At 56.8% G+C, this 17,334-nt stretch carries 14 protein-coding genes; 10 read left to right on the forward strand and 4 right to left on the reverse strand.

The genetic code is table 11. The features are described from left to right. Positions 1-101: 101 nt before the first annotated feature. Both ACR3ZL_RS15090 and ACR3ZL_RS15095 read right to left on the reverse strand, forming a co-directional pair. On the reverse strand, positions 102-1,493 hold the full coding sequence (locus ACR3ZL_RS15090; RefSeq protein WP_473652292.1) for a hypothetical protein: 1,392 nt from the start codon (positions 1,491-1,493) through the stop codon (positions 102-104). Positions 1,494-1,597: 104 nt separating this feature from the next. Then, a complete protein-coding gene (locus ACR3ZL_RS15095; protein WP_473652291.1) occupies positions 1,598-2,626 on the reverse strand; it encodes an ABC transporter permease in 1,029 nt (342 codons plus the stop codon). Between the two features lie 155 nt (positions 2,627-2,781). On the opposite strand from ACR3ZL_RS15095, the gene ACR3ZL_RS15100 reads away from it, so the two are divergent. The 7 genes from ACR3ZL_RS15100 to ACR3ZL_RS15130 all read left to right on the forward strand — a co-directional run bounded on the left by ACR3ZL_RS15100 (position 2,782) and on the right by ACR3ZL_RS15130 (position 11,423). Next, entirely contained in the window at positions 2,782-4,596 is a 1,815-nt protein-coding gene (locus ACR3ZL_RS15100; protein ID WP_473652290.1) for a glutamine--tRNA ligase/YqeY domain fusion protein, read from the forward strand. Between the two features lie 8 nt (positions 4,597-4,604). Beyond that, complete coding sequence (locus ACR3ZL_RS15105) at positions 4,605-6,017, forward strand: transcriptional regulator (protein ID WP_486172739.1); 1,413 nt, start codon at positions 4,605-4,607, stop codon at positions 6,015-6,017. Continuing rightward, positions 6,014-6,586: an NUDIX hydrolase gene (locus ACR3ZL_RS15110; protein WP_473652287.1), complete on the forward strand. Its 573-nt coding sequence runs from the start codon at positions 6,014-6,016 to the stop codon at positions 6,584-6,586. The genes ACR3ZL_RS15105 and ACR3ZL_RS15110 overlap by 4 nt, the downstream gene beginning before the upstream one ends. An 83-nt stretch (positions 6,587-6,669) precedes the next feature. Then, on the forward strand, positions 6,670-7,659 hold the full coding sequence (locus ACR3ZL_RS15115; protein WP_486172740.1) for a metal ABC transporter solute-binding protein, Zn/Mn family: 990 nt from the start codon (positions 6,670-6,672) through the stop codon (positions 7,657-7,659). Positions 7,660-7,843: 184 nt separating this feature from the next. Next, complete coding sequence (locus tag ACR3ZL_RS15120) at positions 7,844-8,611, forward strand: metal ABC transporter ATP-binding protein (protein ID WP_473652285.1); 768 nt, start codon at positions 7,844-7,846, stop codon at positions 8,609-8,611. Further along, entirely contained in the window at positions 8,608-9,951 is a 1,344-nt protein-coding gene (locus ACR3ZL_RS15125) for a metal ABC transporter permease (protein ID WP_473652284.1), read from the forward strand. Before ACR3ZL_RS15120 ends, ACR3ZL_RS15125 begins: the two co-directional genes overlap by 4 nt. Beyond that, positions 9,948-11,423 carry a metal ABC transporter permease gene (locus tag ACR3ZL_RS15130; RefSeq protein ID WP_486172741.1) on the forward strand — a complete coding sequence of 492 codons (1,476 nt, stop codon included), beginning with the start codon at positions 9,948-9,950 and terminating at the stop codon, positions 11,421-11,423. The genes ACR3ZL_RS15125 and ACR3ZL_RS15130 overlap by 4 nt, the downstream gene beginning before the upstream one ends. 382 nt (positions 11,424-11,805) lie before the next feature. Here ACR3ZL_RS15130 and ACR3ZL_RS15135 read toward each other — a convergent pair whose 3' ends face one another. Then, positions 11,806-12,960, reverse strand: coding sequence for a hypothetical protein (locus ACR3ZL_RS15135; protein WP_473652282.1), 1,155 nt, complete (start codon positions 12,958-12,960; stop codon positions 11,806-11,808). Positions 12,961-13,255: 295 nt separating this feature from the next. Here ACR3ZL_RS15135 and ACR3ZL_RS15140 point away from each other — a divergent pair, with 295 nt between their 5' ends. Continuing rightward, entirely contained in the window at positions 13,256-13,675 is a 420-nt protein-coding gene (locus ACR3ZL_RS15140; protein ID WP_473652281.1) for a hypothetical protein, read from the forward strand. A 55-nt stretch (positions 13,676-13,730) separates the two neighbouring features. Here ACR3ZL_RS15140 and ACR3ZL_RS15145 read toward each other — a convergent pair whose 3' ends face one another. After that, complete coding sequence (locus ACR3ZL_RS15145) at positions 13,731-14,048, reverse strand: LapA family protein (protein ID WP_473652280.1); 318 nt, start codon at positions 14,046-14,048, stop codon at positions 13,731-13,733. 177 nt (positions 14,049-14,225) lie between these two features. Between ACR3ZL_RS15145 and ACR3ZL_RS15150 the strand changes: the two genes are divergently transcribed. After that, positions 14,226-15,524 carry an ImuA family protein gene (locus ACR3ZL_RS15150; protein WP_473652279.1) on the forward strand — a complete coding sequence of 433 codons (1,299 nt, stop codon included), beginning with the start codon at positions 14,226-14,228 and terminating at the stop codon, positions 15,522-15,524. Continuing rightward, positions 15,421-17,325: a Y-family DNA polymerase gene (locus tag ACR3ZL_RS15155; protein WP_473652278.1), complete on the forward strand. Its 1,905-nt coding sequence runs from the start codon at positions 15,421-15,423 to the stop codon at positions 17,323-17,325. Before ACR3ZL_RS15150 ends, ACR3ZL_RS15155 begins: the two co-directional genes overlap by 104 nt. The last annotated feature ends 9 nt before the right edge of the window (positions 17,326-17,334 follow it).

Consider the following 17,334-nt stretch of genomic DNA (forward strand, 5'->3'; position numbering starts at 1 on the left):
AGTCAGGGCGACTAGCGTTTGTATGAAAGGGAACGATGTTTTGGGTGAGTCACACGCCTGGGTGCGAAAACAGTCTTCTGCGACACCCCTTTCTGAGAGTATCAATTATTGGAGACATCTTGGACAAGGTCGTTGGCCAAATAGACCACGGGGTACGGCATGAATTCCGTCGCGCGGCTTAGCTCAGGAATCCCGACTCGATCGGCCAATGGTGTCTGAGTTGGCGACGATAGACGATCGACCGGTTCAATCGTAATCCATGAACGGTCTTTTCCCAAGATTTGGTTGCGAAGCACACGAGCGAATCCGGGCTGAATGCCCTGCGTTCGTGTGCCCATCATCTCATCGCCAATCTCTCGCAGAATCGGCTCGATCCGCTGGCCCGCAACTCGCAGTCGTTGTTTGGCTTCGGGAGACGTCCAAACCCGCGTCCATGCCTGGGCCAGTTTTTCGTTGTCGACGATTGCTTCGTTCATGATCTCCCGCACCAGACGATGAGCTTCGGGATCTGCCGCAATCGTCCCAATCACCTCGCCAAGTTCCGCACGCAGGCGATCGTTCGCGGCGAGATCACGCAAAATCTCTTCCACCGCAACGGCCAGCTCATCGAGATGGGCCTCCACCGTAGGCACCACTTCTTGGTCGACAAATCGACGCCATTCTTCCTGCAGCAAATCACGTTCGGGCAGCGGTGACTTGTCGTAGATCGCTCGCCATCCGAAACGCCACAGCGACGCCTTGTCCCAAATTTCTCGACCGATTGCCTCGGCCGGTTGTTCGCCATGTTCACGGACAATGGGCAGAACTTCTTCGCGTACCAACGGAATCAAACGTTGCTGAACGATTTCGTCGCGGTAGCGGTCCGAAAGCGATTGAATCTGCTCGGCATGCTTTTCGATCGATTCTGTGATCGCCTGTTCGATCAGCGGCACGCTTTCTCGGAGTGATTCCATGACCAGTGGCAACAAAGCGGCGGTGACCTCTTCGGCATGCTGCTCGAACGCCACTTTCAGTTTCTGCTGAATCGCTTCGCGCCGCTGGTCCGGTAACAGCGTTGCCATGATCTCGTCCAGCCGACCGGTGCTGCGATGTGCCGAAAACTCTTCCGCGGATGCCCAGGCTTCTGGTTCAAAGATTGCGATCGTCAATTCATTCAGCCGTTTGCCAGAATGATCGTCGTCAGTGGACCGCTGAACGTTGGTGACATAACCGATCTCCCGCCATTGATCTTCGTCGGGATAGAACAGCACATCACCCTGACGAATCCAACCGGTTGGATCGGCGAGCATCTTGGTTTGAGTACGCGCGGTCAATGTGTGAACCAACAACGAAGCTGGCGATGGCTGCGTGTTGGCAGTCTTGTTGGTTGAGCTAGCCACAGAGGATTTTGGCGACGGTTCCGGCGAGGACATCAGGAGCCAACCGCCTATTGCCAAGCACGCAAGGCTCCAAAATCCGATCCCGATCCAGTGTTCGCTTCTCCATCGCTTCACGGCGGGTCTCCTTGGTTGAATGGATTGCGAATGGGTGGTTGATGGACAGGCGGGTTTTGCGGCACTTCGGGGCGCAGGGGGCTTACGAATGCGGAAAGAGAAAACTAAGCGGAGGTTGGTGAGGCCATGTTGCCTGACTTTAGACTGCGTATTCGGTCAACATAAACCGCCGCGATGATGATCACACCAAGCAGAATATTCTCGACCTGGTTTTCGAGTTCCAACGCCGTGCAGCCATGATTGATCACGCCCATGATCAGGACACCGCACAGCGTACCGACCACGCTGCCGCGACCGCCCAGCAACGAACCGCCGCCGATCACCACTGCGGCAATGATCTCCAGTTCCAATCCCATTCCTGCCGTAGCGTCTCCTTTTTCGAGCCGGGCAATATCCACACATCCGGCTAGCCCGAACAAGGCACCCGCCATCGCGTAAACCAGGACTTTGGTCGATTGCACCCGTACACCGCATAGTCGAGCGGTTGCCTCGCTGGATCCGACCGCGAAGATGTGCCGTCCCAACACGGTTTTGTGCAGCCCGATTGCGACCAAAATTGCCAAAGCCATGGTCAGCCAAACGCCCCAGCCGAAGTTAGGGATGGCGGGATAGGCAACCCACATCGGATCGGGGTACTGGGTAACCATCGTTCGTAACCAATCCGGAATGGTTTCGCGAGGTGGCGTGATCGTGCCGCCCTGGTCGCACAAGAACTTTCCGATTCCTAGAAAGATGGTCATCGAGCCGAGGGTGATGATGAAGGGAACCAGCCTCAGTCCGGCGATCAAAATACCATTGAAAGCTCCGCAAGCCGCTCCCGCCAATATGGCCGCGATGACCGCGACGTAGATGGAGGTTCCTGAATCTAAACACAGTGCCGCGACACAGCCGCACATCGCGGTAGCGGTCCCCGCCGAAAGGTCGATGCCGCCGCTGACGATGATCAGCGTCATTCCGAGGGCCGCGATTCCAACTTTGATGGACTGGATTCCCACCAGTCTGGCGGACGAGACCGATGCGAAATTTCCTTCGGTTCCCATGATCCGTTCCGCGATCGCGAAAAACGCGACCACGATCAACAGTGCCAAAAGCGGACCCGATACCGAGAGTGCTTGCTTTAAGAACGGTTTCATCAATGCGAAGCGGATAACTGAAAGAAGAGAAAGGTGTATGTGAGCGAATTCGCAGGGCGACATCGTAGCACAGCCCTAGCCAAGAACGCCCCCCAGCGGTCACAATCTCGGCTTGTTCGCTTTATGACCATTCCGATCCGAGCCCGATCTTAGCCGTGAACGCATCTTCCCAACCAGACCCGAGTTCCCACCCGGCTGGCAAGCCTGACGCAGCCAACAAACAAGGCGCTGCCGCCGGAAAGCCCAACGCCACCGGAAACAATGGCGCCGCTGAACCCAATGCGGACGCGACTGCGAAAGCTCCGTCGAAGCATTTCATCTTGCAGGCCGTGGAAGCGGATTTGAAGGCGGGCCGTTTCGATGGCGTTCAGACTCGGTTTCCACCTGAACCCAACGGGTACCTACATATTGGCCACGCCAAAAGTATCTGCCTGAACTTTGGCCTCGCCAAAGATATGGGCGGCGCGTGTAACCTGCGTTTCGACGACACCAACCCGGCCAAAGAAGAAACCGAATACGTCGAATCGATCCAGGACGATGTGCGTTGGTTGGGCTTTCAGTGGGACAACCTGCACTTTGCCAGCGACTACTTTGATCAGCTCTACACGTGGGCTGAAAAACTCATCGAAGACGGCAAGGCATACGTTTGCGACCTAAGCGCCGAGCAAACTCGCGAATACCGAGGCACCCTGACCGAGCCCGGTCGCAACAGTCCCAACCGCGACCGAACCGTTGCCGAAAACTTGGATTTGTTCCGCCGGATGAAGGCAGGCGAATTTGCCGATGGCGAAAGAACCTTGCGTGCCAAGATCGATATGGCTTCACCCAATTTCAACATGCGTGACCCGGTGATGTACCGGATCGCACATGTCGAACATCACCGCACCGGCGACAAGTGGTGCATCTATCCGATGTACGACTGGGCGCACGGTCAAAGCGATTCGATCGAGAAGATTTCGTTCAGTATCTGCACGCTCGAGTTTGAGCATCACCGGCCGCTTTACGATTGGTACTGCGACGCGTTGGAGATTCATCATCCACGACAAATTGAATTCGCTCGCTTGAACATGACCTACACCGTCATGAGCAAACGGAAACTCTTGCAATTGGTGCAAGAAAAGCACGTCACCGGTTGGGACGATCCGCGGATGCCTACGATCGTCGGTTTGCGACGTCGCGGCTACACGCCCGAGTCGATCCGAGCATTCTGCGCCGACATCGGCGTGGCGAAATTCAACAGCACGATCGATTTCGTGCGGCTTGAAAACGCCGTCCGAGAACACCTCAACGAAGTCGCGCCGCGGCGGATGGCAGTGCTGGATCCAGTCAAACTCACCATCACCAACTGGCCTGAGGAAAACGGCAAGCCCGTCGTGGAGATGATGGAAGCGACCAACAATCCCGGCGATGCCGATGCCGGCAGTCGTCAGGTTCCGTTCACGGGCAACTTGTGGATCGAACAAGACGATTTTAAGGAAGAGGCTCCGCGTAAGTTCTTCCGCCTGAAAAAGGGTGGGGCTGTTCGTTTGCGATCGGGATACATCGTTGATTGCGAAGACGTTGTTAAAGATGACGACGGTAACGTGATCGAAATCCTGTGCACGTATGACCCGCAAACGAAAAGTGGCGAAGACAATTCCGGTCGCAAGGTGAAGGGCACGATCCACTGGGTTAGCCGTGATCACGCTGCTGAAGTCACGGTCCGAAATTACGATCGCCTGTTCCGCGTCGAGAATCCGGACTCATCGGCCGAAGGAAAGTCGTTCCTGGATCACCTGAACCCCGATTCGCTGACGACCACTACAGCGTTCGTCGAGCCTGAATTGGCAAAGGCCAAATCGGGCGATCGTGTTCAGTTCGAACGACTCGGTTACTACGTTGTCGATCCCGACAGCACGGAAGACGCCGTCGTGTTCAACCGAATCGTTGGGTTGCGTGATAGTTGGGCCAAGATCGCAGCGAAGAAGTAGGTGAACTCATGAATTCCAAATCCATTTCATTGCCTGTCGTCGGGGCGGCCGATTACCGACACGCCGTCGCTGGCGAGATGTGGGAAATGAGTCCGGTGTCGATTACCGGGCCAATTTCATATCGCAGCCAACCCCGTGACGCGTCGCCGGAATCGATCGCGGCATTGGCAGCGGCAACGCTGGAAGCGCCGGTTGATTTTCCGGCCGTCGCCGACGCAATCGTGCCCGGCGATCATGTTGCCCTTGCGATTGACCCGTACGTCCCCAGCGTCGAAGCGATCATCGCTGGCGTGGTCGACAAACTGACGCAAGCCGAAGTGGGACGGATCAGTGTCGTCCTGTGGCCCGAAACCTCGGACGATTTGCTGTCGCAACTTCAGCAGCGGTTTCAGAATTTCGATCCCGATACCGACGAGGCACCACCGAAGTCCACATCGCCAGCGATCCGAGTGACTCGGCACGAACCTCGGAAACGTTCCGAATTGCGATACGTGGCCGCGGATGCTGATGCAGAGCCCATGTATTTGGCTCGTGATTTGGTCGACGCTGATTTGACACTGCCAATCTTTTCAGCACGTGCCGCCGACGCGATTGAGCGGGCGGACAAAACGGGCGTGTTCCCGATGTTCGCCGACGCATCCACGATCCGCCGTTACCAACGCGGTGAACGTCCCGAAGTTCCGAAGGACGAGAACGCCGAAGAGGATACCGATACCGACGATAATTCGCTCCAAGACATCGATGCGGATCCGGATGAATCGCCGTCCGCGAAGCCTTCATCGGTGGACGCTTCGATGGTCGCGATCAACGAAGTCGGTTTCTTGTTGGGCGTTCAATTGGTGATGGTTGTTTCGTCCGATGCGGCGGGCAGTGTCGGCCGAATTCTGGCCGGGACCCCTGATTCGCTACGTCATGAACTAGAAACGCTTCATGCGGTTGTCGAAAACGAAACCCGCCCGACCGCTCCGCTGGTCATCGCAGCTTTGGATGGGGAAGCGTCAGCCCAAACGTGGCCGAACGTGGCTCGTGCAGCAATCGCGTCAGCCCGACATCTCGAGGGTGCCGGTACGATTGTCATTTGGTCACGACTGAATGAATCTGCGCCACCGGTTTGGACCAGCGAGCTGCCGCAGCGACGATCCGACGCGGTCGTGTTGACGGCCGAGGATGATTTCGATGATTGGCAAGTCGATCGGGTCTTAGCTCGCAAGCTTGCCACGCTGCTTAGCGATTACCGAATCCTGCTATACAGCGAATTGCAAGACGCGGATGTGGAGCAGTTAGGATTGGGCGTAATCAGCTCTGTGGCCGAGCTTAAAAAATTGGGCGAGACTTTTCACAGTGCCGGAGTAATCCGGGCGGCCCAGTTCCATGATTCCTCAGTCGCACGTTTAGAACCTTCCCAGGATGAATGGACATGAGCGATGAGCCAACCGTCTTCTCGTCGGTCGACTTGCCGATCGAGCAGTCGTTTCGCTTTTGTCCCCGTTGCGGGACAGCCAGCGATAAAGTTGGCGAGGTGCCATTTCACTGCACCGCCTGTCATTTTGCATTTTTCTTCGGCCCGGTTGCGGCCGTTGGCGGGCTCGTCACCAACGCCCGCAATGAATTGTTGCTGGTTCGCCGAGCCAAAGCCCCAGGTAAGGGGAAATGGGGGCTGCCGGGCGGTTTCGTCGATCGCGGCGAAATGGTTGAAGCCGCACTGGCTCGAGAGGTGATGGAAGAGACGCGGCTTGTTGTGCGAGACCCGGTTTACCTGATGACCGGACCGAATCGGTATGCGTACGCTGGTATCACCGCAGACGTGATTGATGTGTTTTACACCTGTGGCGTTGAAGATGATTCGAATGTCGTGTTACAGGCCTCGGAGCTGAACCATTTTCAGTGGTGCGTACCTGGGCCAGAAATCCTGGACGAGATGGCGTTTGAATCCAATCGGCAAGCGATCGAATTCTGGCTATCGACCTCGAAAGAAACGAACGAAAACTAGCCGGCTAACCAACCAAGAGAAAATACGACATCAATCGTGTTGTCTGATCCGTCCACTTACCTCTAAGACAGATAAACGCTTTGTTGAATCATCTATCTCGCCGCGTCGCTTTCCTGTTTGTTGCACTAGTAATCACAGGGTGCCCGTCCAGTGCACCACCGCCATCGAGTCAGGCATCGGGGCAAGCATCCGGCTCGGCGTCCCAGTCCGGTAAGCTGAACGTCATCGCCACCACAGCGATGGTTGGCGATGTCGTCCAAGCGGTCGGAGGAGATCATATCAACGTGACCGTCATGCTCGGTCCAGGGATTGATCCGCACTTGTACAAGACCTCCCGTGACGATGTGGCGATGATCATGGATGCGGACGTGGTTTTCTATTCTGGCTTGTTATTGGAAGGGAAGATGACCTACACGCTTGACCAAGTCGGCCAATCCAAACCCGTCCACGCGGTCACGAAACAGCTTGACCCAGCGGAGCTGTTGGGCGACGAACATCATCCGGATCCCCATGTTTGGTTCGACGTTCAACTCTGGGCGAAAACTGCCAACGTGGTTGCCGATGTCTTGGCCGAACAGTTGCCTGAACATGCCGAGGAGTTTCAAACCGCCGCGACCAACTACCAGACCAGCCTCCAGTCCTTAGACGAGTACGCGAAAGCAACGCTGGCAACCATTCCCGAATCGCAACGAATATTGATTACTTCCCACGACGCATTCGGCTATCTCGGTCGGGCGTACGGAATCAAGGTGATGGGCGTGCAAGGCATCTCGACAGATTCCGAAGCCGGACTGCGCCGCGTGAACGAGCTCGTTGACTTGCTGGTGGACCAGAAGGTGCCAGCCGTATTCATCGAAAGCAGTGTTTCACCCAAGAGTATCCAGGCCCTGATCGAGGGATCAGCGGCTCGAGGTCACGAAGTGCGGATCGGTGGCGAGTTGTTCTCCGACGCGGCGGGGCCAGCCGGCACATACGAGGGGACTTATCCCGGCATGATTGACCATAACATCACGACGGTTACCCAAGCTCTCGGCGGAAAGGCACCCGCAGGCGGTCTTTCAGGTAAACTGTAGAACGGCGAGCATACTTTTAGGCGATGACCGCGGCAAACTTGAGGCCCGCCCCATGCCGGGTACCTTTTTTAGATTCCTATCCGCGTAGTGGACGAGGCAACGAGTCCGATCGGGGCCACGTCTCGCCGGGGACTCGTCGCCTCGTCCTGTACGATCAAAGCACCGCACCTAGAAACTCATTTCCTTGAATAAGCCTGCTCTCTCCGTCGACGACCTAACCGTCGCCTATCATCGCAAACCTGTGATCTGGGATGTCGAGTTCGATATTCCGGAAGGCAAGTTGGTTGGTGTGGTAGGCCCGAACGGTGCTGGAAAGAGCACGTTGCTGAAGGCGATCATGGACTTGATTCCGCGTGCCTCGGGACGGGTCGAGGTGTTCGGCCATCCCTACGCCGATTCCATGCATCGCGTGGGTTACGTTCCCCAGCGTGAAAGCGTCGATTGGGACTTTCCGGTCGATGCTTTAGATGTCGTGGCGATGGGGTTGTACCGCCGGGTGGGATGGTGCATGCCGCTTCGAAAGAAGCACCGTGACGCGGCCCGGGAAGCACTCGCCCGCGTTGGAATCGCGGATTTGGCGCACCGGCAAATCAGTCAACTATCCGGTGGTCAACAGCAACGCACGTTCCTCGCACGAGCCCTGGTGCAGGACGCGGATTTGTATTTGATGGATGAACCGCTGGCAGCCGTCGATGCGGCGACGGAAGCGGCGATCGTCGAACTGCTAAAGAAAATGCAAGCCGATGGGAAGACGGCGGTTGTGATCCATCACGATTTGCAAAGCGTGCCGGACTATTTTGATCATGTCGTGCTTCTGAACATGCGAGTCGTCGCGGCGGGGCCGACGGAAGAAGTGTTTACGAACGAGAATCTACAAAAGACGTACGGCGGCCGTTTGACGCTTCTGGAAGAGGCGACCGAGGCCATGCGTCGTCGGGAGCGTGGCATTTGAGCGATCATTTGTGGCGTGTGATCAGTCTGCAGGACCACAACACGCGAGTGGTGATTTTCGGAACTGCGATGCTAGGTTTTGCATCGGGACTGGTCGGATGTTTGACGCTTCTAAGACGCCGTGCCCTGGTCGGTGATGCATTGGCACACGCGGCTTTGCCAGGCATCGCGATCGCGTTTTTGATCGCCACCGCACTCGGGTTGGACGGGAAATCTCTTCCGATTCTGCTGGCGGGTGCGACCGTGTCGGGATTGCTTGGAATCGTGACCATTTTGGCAATTCGCCGGAACACACGTATCAAAGAAGACGCCGCCCTTGGCATCGTTCTCAGCGTGTTTTTCGGGGCCGGCGTCGCGTTGCTGGGCATTATCCAGCAAATGAGTAGCGGGCATGCTGCTGGACTGGAAGCCTTTATCTACGGCAAGACCGCCACCATGACGGCGGGTGATGCATGGCTGATCGCGGCGGCCTCGGCAGGCTGCGTTGTTGTCTGTTTGGCGTTGCTGAAAGAGTTCAAGCTGCTGTGTTTTGATGAAGCGTTCGCCGGTGCTCGCGGCTACCCAGTTCTTTTGCTCGACGCGGTCCTCATGGGCGTCGTGGTTGTCGTGACGATCGTGGGGCTGCAGGCGGTCGGATTGGTTTTGGTGATCGCTTTGCTAGTCATCCCCGCTGCATCGGCACGTTTTTGGACGGACCGTTTGGTCGTCATGATGATGATTGCGTCGGTCTTTGGAATGGTCGGATGTTTGGTAGGCGCATCGGTCAGTGCCATGCTGCCTCGGTTACCCAGCGGCGCAATGATCGTGCTCGCGGCCGGCGGCGGATTCCTGATCAGCTTGTTCGTTGGTACACGACGCGGTTGGCTGATCCGCTGGTGGCGACGGCGAAAGCTGAACGAAAGCATCGATCATCAGCACTTGCTGCGTGAGCTGTTCGAGATGTTCGAAGGCGATAGCTCACGTGTGTCGGTGCCGTTTGATGAGCTATTGCAGCGGCGTAGTTGGACGCCCAAGCGATTGCGACGGATGTTATTTCAAGCTGCCGGGGAAGGTTGGATCACCGAAAACATTTCACGCATGGAGTTCGCGCTCACGCCCAATGGCACCGCGGAAGCGAAGCGTTTGACGCGTCGTCACCGGTTGTGGGAGTTGTATCTAATCCATCATGCGGATATCGCGCCGCAGCGAGTTGACCGTGACGCCGATGCGATCGAGCACGTCTTGGAACCCGAAATCGTTGCGGAACTGGAAACCTTGCTGGACGCTGAATTAGGCCGTTCTCGAATGCCCGAGGACCCGCACGCTGGCGAGACTCTGTCGGAAGCGGAGTCGCCCGCATGATCAGTGATCCGCAATTGGAGCCGCTGACTCGTTTGAGTTCTGCATGCCTGCTCGCGTTCTCTTGGAATTGGCAACTCGATGGATGGATCATCCTGGCTGGGGTGCTTTGTGCCGTCGCGTCATCGTTGCTGGGGTGCTTTCTGTTGCTCCGGAAGATGAGTTTGCTAGGCGATGCGATTTCTCATGCGGTTTTGCCTGGTCTTGCTGCTGCGTTTCTGATCTCCGGTTCACGCAGCAGTGTTTGGATGTTTGTCGGTGCCGTCCTGGTTGGCATCCTGACCGCCGTGCTGACGGATTGGATTCACCGGCGGGGGCAGGTCGATGAAGGGGCGTCCATGGGCGTCGTATTCACAACGTTGTTTGCCGGTGGCCTGCTGATGATCGTGATTGCTGCAGATCGCGTGGACCTGGATCCTGGTTGCGTTCTGTATGGGGCGATCGAACAAACCCCTTGGGATCAGTGGACCATCACGCTGCCAATGGGTTATTCGTTCCAAATGCCTCGTGTTGTTTTCGTCCTTTCGATTGTGACGTTTATCAATGCGGTCTGTGTGGTGCTGTTCTTTAAAGAATTGAAGATCGCAACGTTTGATCCAGCATTGGCAACGGCGAGCGGATTTTCAGCCACCGCGATCCACTACGTCCTGATGACATTGGTCGCGGTCACCGCAGTAGCGTGCTTTGAAAGCGTCGGAAACATCTTGGTCGTCGCGATGTTAATCGTGCCACCGGCGACAGCCTACCTGTTGACCAATCGGCTGGGCTGGATGCTGTGTTTGGCCTGCTTGATTGGCGCCGGATCCGCGGTTGTGGGGCACATCGCCGCGGTGGAAGTGCCGACATGGTTTGGCTTCCGCAGTACCACCACCGCCGGGATGATGAGCGTTACCGCCGGCTGCGCGTTTCTTTTGGCGTTCTTGTTTGCTCCCCAACAAGGGATGCTTCCACGCTGGGTTCGCCAACAATGGCTGCGTTGGTCTATCCTCGCCGATGACGTTTTGACGCTGCTTTATCGGCTAGAGGAGACCGAAGTCGGCGAGAGTGTCTCGGCGGTTGTCGCGCCGGTCGATGTTGCTGGGACCCCGGCAATCGATTGGGTCGCCGACACTTTGCTCACCCGACCGTTCGCCGCGCGATGGGCGATCCGATTCCATCAGTGGCGGGGCCGAGTGGAACCACTTTCACCCAATCCAGGGCATTCTTCATCGCTGACCGATGATGCGTACTTGCCTCGATTGACACATACCGGTCGTGAGGAAGCGGAAACGATCGTGCGGTCACACCGTTTGTGGGAACAGTATCTAGTCACCAAAGTTGATGTCGGCGCCGAGCGACTTCATCAAACCGCTGACAAGCTAGAACACTTCACCGACCGCGATCTGCAACAACAGCTCGACGCCCAAACCGATTCGCCTTCAACCGACCCCCACGGCAAACCAATCCCTACTGGAACTCCTCCTACGGAAGACTAAAACCAGGTGTGGGGCTTTCAATGATGCTCAGTCCAAAACGCATCGTTCAAAGCCGCTCGGCATTGACTTAATCGTGCATCTCACTCTTGTTAAGCGTTTTCAATCAATTCGCCATTGGGATTCACTGGACAATGGCAAAAGTTGAAATGAATCTGAGTTGGACAGCCTGCCAAAATTGATGTGCTTGACGCTACGTAAGGACGGCACGTCGCTAAGACGCAAGGCATATGAGTGGAACTCTCACTGCTTCGCATCACTCTGCTTAGCGTCTTAGCGCCCTTGCGACTTTGCGTTGAACCTTACCTGCCATGCACTCAGGTTCCGCCGAATCTCACCGTAACGCAAACCAATTCGTCCGCGTTGTTCACTCGCCGCAGACGACCTAAGAATAGATTTCGTATTCTTCTTCGGACGGTTTGCAGAACGGGTCGAGTAGTTCAGAGCACCACTTCACTAGCCGACTTTTGGTAGGCAGGATGACCAGGATTCCGATTACGGAAACAGCTGATAGCATCTCGCCGAGATAGGCATCGGACTGGATGTACGCGGCCAAGCAACCGGCCAGCGAGAAAGCCGCCACACTGGTTGTGAACACGGTCCGGTGGGCAAGTGAAATACGACGACTCAAGGAACATGATTCGTAGATCGAACGCAGCGAACTGTCAAACTCCGCAATAAAGCTGCGTAACGCGACACCGCGGTGATGGAAACGTAAGCTGTTGCGGATTGCTCGGGACCGGAAGTCACGCAAACAAGAGACCGCACTTGCATAGATGGTCACGCCACCCAACATGAACGCCAGCCAACCAAACAAGAACGGCAGCGAAGTTCGTGCATCAACGACCTCGCTTGTTCCGTACAACAGATAGTTGTGGGTTACCAGCGAGATGAGCGGCAGCGCGATACAGACTGCGGAGAAGATTCGCAGTTGTTTCAATTGATGAGCAATGCTGGGCATCCATAAACATCGTTTCCACAATCGGGGACGCATGTCCAGACGCCGGATTCCGAGCGTTCGCATGGCATGGCCACGATGGAGCACGACGAGTGAACCGGCTAGTCCACCAAAAATGACCAAGGTGACCTGGAGATTAGGGCGAACCTCATACCCCAAGCTCTTTGCGACCACGTTCAAGAGCAATGTGAATGGAATCGCAACGGCACCAGCGATTGCCACCGTTTGGAACGTCACGACCAATGCCGTGAACAGATAGTGGCTGCCGTAGGGTGTTAGGCGTTTGAATCTTCGCGACGGGACCGGCGACGAAGCTTTTGGACAACTCGAATGATCCACAGTGCAGTCGGTGTCTACTTCACTTGAGCACGCATGATCATTGCGCGCGTCACCCGCTACAGAAGCAACGATCGAGGAGTCGCTGTTTGCGGGATCTTCAGGTTTGGTTGCTTCGCTTGGCAAAAGCGTGTTTCGGCTGGAGGTTGAACGTGCGGGGTGCAGAATCGAGTGAGTTAAGTCCGTGCCATGTCCCGTTCCATCAAGATTAGTCGAATGACCGCTGGTGATTGGATGTAAAGACACTGGATCAATTTTCCGTCGAATAGCTGGGGCGAGAAATCTTGCAAGGCCCTGAGGAAGCCAAGACCCCCTCGTTGTCAGACTAGTTCGACGACTGGTTTGTTCCACAAAAGAGTATACCCCCCAACCAGTTTAGTGGACAGCCGCTATCTACATTCCGCATATCCCGAATAACCGCAACTTCGGTTCGCGGAAAGAAAACGTTTGGACGCGTGACCAAACGTGTCACTGTGCTCGCGAAGAATGGTCTCAGTTGAAACGTCACCCCTGGGTGCACTCTTTTCGCGAGGACTTTCCGATGACTCAATTATCGCTCTTCACCGACATTCCCGTTTGCGTCACCGCCCCGGTTGCCCCCCAGAAGCCCCGTTCCGCTCAGAAAACCAGATCCTCCCGTGCGAACCGTGCTTCCCAACAGGCTCGCGGCTTGGAAAAAACACTGACGACTCAAACAGCGGAAGCAACCCCTCGCACCGATTTGCCAGCAAACGAGCAGGACACCTTGATGAAATTGGCTGGTTTGATCCGCCAAGGCCGTGACCAACTGGAGGCTCAAAAACGTCGTCGCAGTCGTCCGGTCCAGTCAATCGGCGAGCTGGCACAACTGGTTTTGGAGCGACACGATCTAGTCGCTCGTCGACGGGCCGCCCATCAAGAAAAGAAGTCCGCCATGGTTGGGTTTGCGGACAAGGGCTCGCAAGTTCACGTCGCCTCGTGATTCCGTCCGATCCAGAAAGACGGAGGCTTCGGAACGCGAATCTTGACGTTTTCCGTTACCTCTCCAGTGGTGACGGTTCCTCGGATTGGGCCGGCGTGGGCTTTTTCGACGGTGCCGCTTTACCGGCGGTCTGTTTGGCGTCGGCTTGCTGTTGGCGGGCCTTGGCTCGTTCTTTTTTGCGAATTCGCCAAGCCGTCATGATCGATCCCAACACGAAACTGATCACCGCGGTGGCCAAAATCAACAGAGTCAAAGGGTACTGACCGCTGAACGTCAGAACCTCAATGTCCACCGCATGATGGTTTTGGAACGCGACCACGATGATGACCAAAACGGCCACCAAGAACAAGAAATAGCGGATTTTCTGCAACATTGAACTGACGAACTCCAACAAAAATTGATTTGCTAGCAAATGGCGTTGCCGGCATAATAAGCCTTCATCTTATTCCGCAGCGGCGGAAAGGGTTGGGCCCCAGTACGACTGACAACCAGAACCACTGGCACTCCGAGCAGCACCCGACTTCTCGAAACGCAGCTTCAGGCAAGGATTATGCCCAAAACGACCTCGACCGTCCCATCGCAACAGCAGACGTTCGAGTTCTGGCAATCCGCCGAATTGTCCGAAGCCAATCTTCCGGCGAAAGCCGAAACCCAGCACTCCACGTCCAAGGTTTCTGGTACCAAACGTAAGTCTAAGCGTACACAGCGATGGGCTGATGTCACGGTGGCAACCCTCCGCCGGGCTGCTTCGCCGCCTTTTGTGCCATCGCCTTCGTCACCATCGGCATATCTTGTTGCCGACACCTCGCCCGCAACGACAACCGGCACGTCAGCCGGCACAATAACCGGCACGACGCAGCGAGAATCGCTGATGGCCGATCTGCGAAACCGAGCCGCCGCGATCTCGTCCAGTCCGACGATGGACACCGCTGAAATTTTTTCCACGGGTTCGGCCACGCTTGATAGCTGGTTGCCCGGTGGCGGTTTGAAACGCGGCCAAATATGTGAATGGGTTTGCGTGGGCAATGCCGGACGAACCGGCGACGCGGGAGCGGCCGGAACGCTGGCGATGTTGGCGACCGCCCAGGCGATCACGGATCAGAGCGGACCGGTCATTGTGGTCGACCCCAACGAAAACTTTTATGCCGCCGGTGCCATTGCGTGCGGTATTCCTGCGGAGCGGATTGTGTGGTGTCGGTGCGACAACCAACGCGATTGCGTGTGGACGCTCGATCAAGCTCTACGCTGTCACGCCGTTGCTGCGGTTTGGTCGATGTTGCCTTGGCACTTGAACGACCGCGACGCACGTCGATTGCAATTGGCCGCCGAACAAGGACGCACGCCAGGCTTGCTGACACTGCCTTCGTCCTCGGCGAACCGGCCGTCTTTTGCCCCCAATCGTTTTGAAGTCGTGCCACAACGGACCGCAGATCCTGCGGACGGCCGTTCGGCATCTGTCCCGACAACGTTTGCGCGTTCATCAATGTTCACTCGCCCCACCATGGACGCCCGGACTGTTCGGGTTAGGCTGAACGGAAACCAGCACGCCGCTTTTGCGATCACGCATGATGCACGTTTGCAAACACTGACCAGCGACGTCGCTTCGTCAGCATCAACCCATTCGAACCAAGCCACCCAGCCTCCTCGACAGACACAGGACGCTCGCCATGCCGCCCAGCGTCCCGCAACATCGCCACAGCAACCTGGCCATCAACGACCAGCAGCAGCCCTTGCTGAAGCCTCGCGTGCCGAAGCGATTGCTGTGTCTTTGGCTGCCCGACTGGCCCATCCAACGTCGGCTCGCTCAACAGCCAACGGCCAGTCAACTCCGCAGCGACGCACCGGCTGATGCGTTTGACCCGGAATCGGCATCTGAAAACACGGATTCTCAATCGCATCGGACGGAAGCTTGTGCCGAAGATGGCCCAGAAGGTTGCCTCAAAGCTTGTACAGCGGAACTGAATTCAACGCTTGAACCAGCAACCGCTCCAGTTCCCGCGAATCCAATTCCCGTTGTTCTGTGGCACGCCGATCCAAGGCGAGGACGAGTCGTCGCGGCCGTGTGCGAGCATGCTCGAAACGCAGGCGTCCGGTTAGGCATGCCGGTCGCCCAAGCTGCTGACTTGGCGGCAATGACCAGTGCCGTTTTTGAAGAGCACGACCGCGACGCGGACCGGCAAGCCTTGTATCGGCTCGCACTGGATCTACAAGCTCACATCAGTCCGCAAACTGCGATCGAAACTCTGCAGCGGTTCAAGTGGCATGGTCGCCATCGTCATGATCCCGAGGCCATCGTTTCGGAAATTCAGGGTGTGACTCACCTATTCGAAGACGAAACGCACCTGCTTGCGGCAACGGCGTTGCGGTTAAGGGACTACGGCTATCACGCCCGTTTGGCGATCGCCGACACGCTCGGCGCGGCATGGGCACTGGCCAACACAGCTCGAGCAAGACACAGCCCGCGGCAACCAAAGTCTCGGCGAGGGTCGCATCGATCAGAGTCCCAGCGATCAGGGAACAGTTTCTTTATCGCACCGCCCGGACGAACGGTCGATGCATTGAAGACATTGCCGCCGGAGGCCTTGCGGCTTTCACCGGATACAATCGCCACGCTCAGCCGACTTGGTGTTGAAACAGTTGACATGCTGTTGCGGCTTCCTCGCGAAGGGCTCGCGACACGTTTAGGGATGGGCCTATGCGACCGCATCGCTCAAGCAATTGGCGAACGCGACGAATCGATCTTGGCCATGGACGCCCCATCGGATCACACCGCATGCCTTCAAATGGAATATCCCACCGATGCGATGGACATCATCGCCGATCGGCTAACCAAGCTAATCGATCAAGCTACCACGGCGCTCCACGCGTTGCACCGAGGCGTGCTGCGGCTGCAGTGCCAGTTGCAGTTTACCGAGTCACCACCGGTGGTTCTGGAATCGGCGTTGTTTGCGCCGACTCTGGATCAATCGCATTTGCAACAATTGATGTTGGGGGCGTTTGAAACACAGCGATTGGCGTCCAAAATCGTCTCGATCACGATTCACGTGGTCCAGCACGCACCGCTCAGCAGTCGCCAGCCTTCGATCTTCGGCCCCGACTTTGAGACAGCACACCACGATGATTGGACTCGTCAAACCGACGCGGCCCGGTTGATCGACGCTTTATCGGGACGACTGGGCGAAGACCGAGTGCGTGGCGTCCGGGTCGGCGACGACCCTTTGCCCGAAAGTGCGATTGTCGATTTCCCCATGTCATCGCACCGGGCAAGATCAACCGCCAAAGCCAAGCCCACTCACCGTCAGTTTGGAATCTCGAGCGGGCCGCGGACGACCGATTTAGGACGCCGCCCATTGGAGTTGCTCAAACAACCGCTCGCCATCGCGAGCTTTTCGGCGGAGCCCGAAGAAGATGAGTCGACTTGCTCACCAGAGGCGTCTTTTCCCGGCGCCTTTCGAATCCGCGGTCGAAACCGACGCGTCCATCGCCAATGGGGCCCCGAGAGAATCGAAACCCGGTGGTGGAACGGCCCACTAATCCGCCGCGACTACTACCGAGTCGAATTGCAAGACGGAGGCCGCGTATGGATCTATCACGATTTGGCTTCCACCACCCCCAACCAACAATGGTTCCTGCACGGACATTTTTCCTGAGTCGAAGTT

It is taken from the genome of Rhodopirellula sp. J20-39 (assembly GCF_057365095.1).

What these genes read in the sequence shown, in the direction of transcription:
- ACR3ZL_RS15095 (WP_473652291.1), bottom strand. Translation starts at nt 2,626, where the DNA reads ATGAAACCGTTCTTAAAGCAAGCACTCTCGGTATCGGGTCCGCTTTTG.
- ACR3ZL_RS15105 (WP_486172739.1), top strand. Translation starts at nt 4,605, where the DNA reads ATGAATTCCAAATCCATTTCATTGCCTGTCGTCGGGGCGGCCGATTAC.
- ACR3ZL_RS15110 (WP_473652287.1), top strand. Translation starts at nt 6,014, where the DNA reads ATGAGCGATGAGCCAACCGTCTTCTCGTCGGTCGACTTGCCGATCGAG.
- ACR3ZL_RS15130 (WP_486172741.1), top strand. Translation starts at nt 9,948, where the DNA reads ATGATCAGTGATCCGCAATTGGAGCCGCTGACTCGTTTGAGTTCTGCA.
- ACR3ZL_RS15140 (WP_473652281.1), top strand. Translation starts at nt 13,256, where the DNA reads ATGACTCAATTATCGCTCTTCACCGACATTCCCGTTTGCGTCACCGCC.
- ACR3ZL_RS15145 (WP_473652280.1), bottom strand. Translation starts at nt 14,048, where the DNA reads ATGTTGCAGAAAATCCGCTATTTCTTGTTCTTGGTGGCCGTTTTGGTC.
- ACR3ZL_RS15150 (WP_473652279.1), top strand. Translation starts at nt 14,226, where the DNA reads ATGCCCAAAACGACCTCGACCGTCCCATCGCAACAGCAGACGTTCGAG.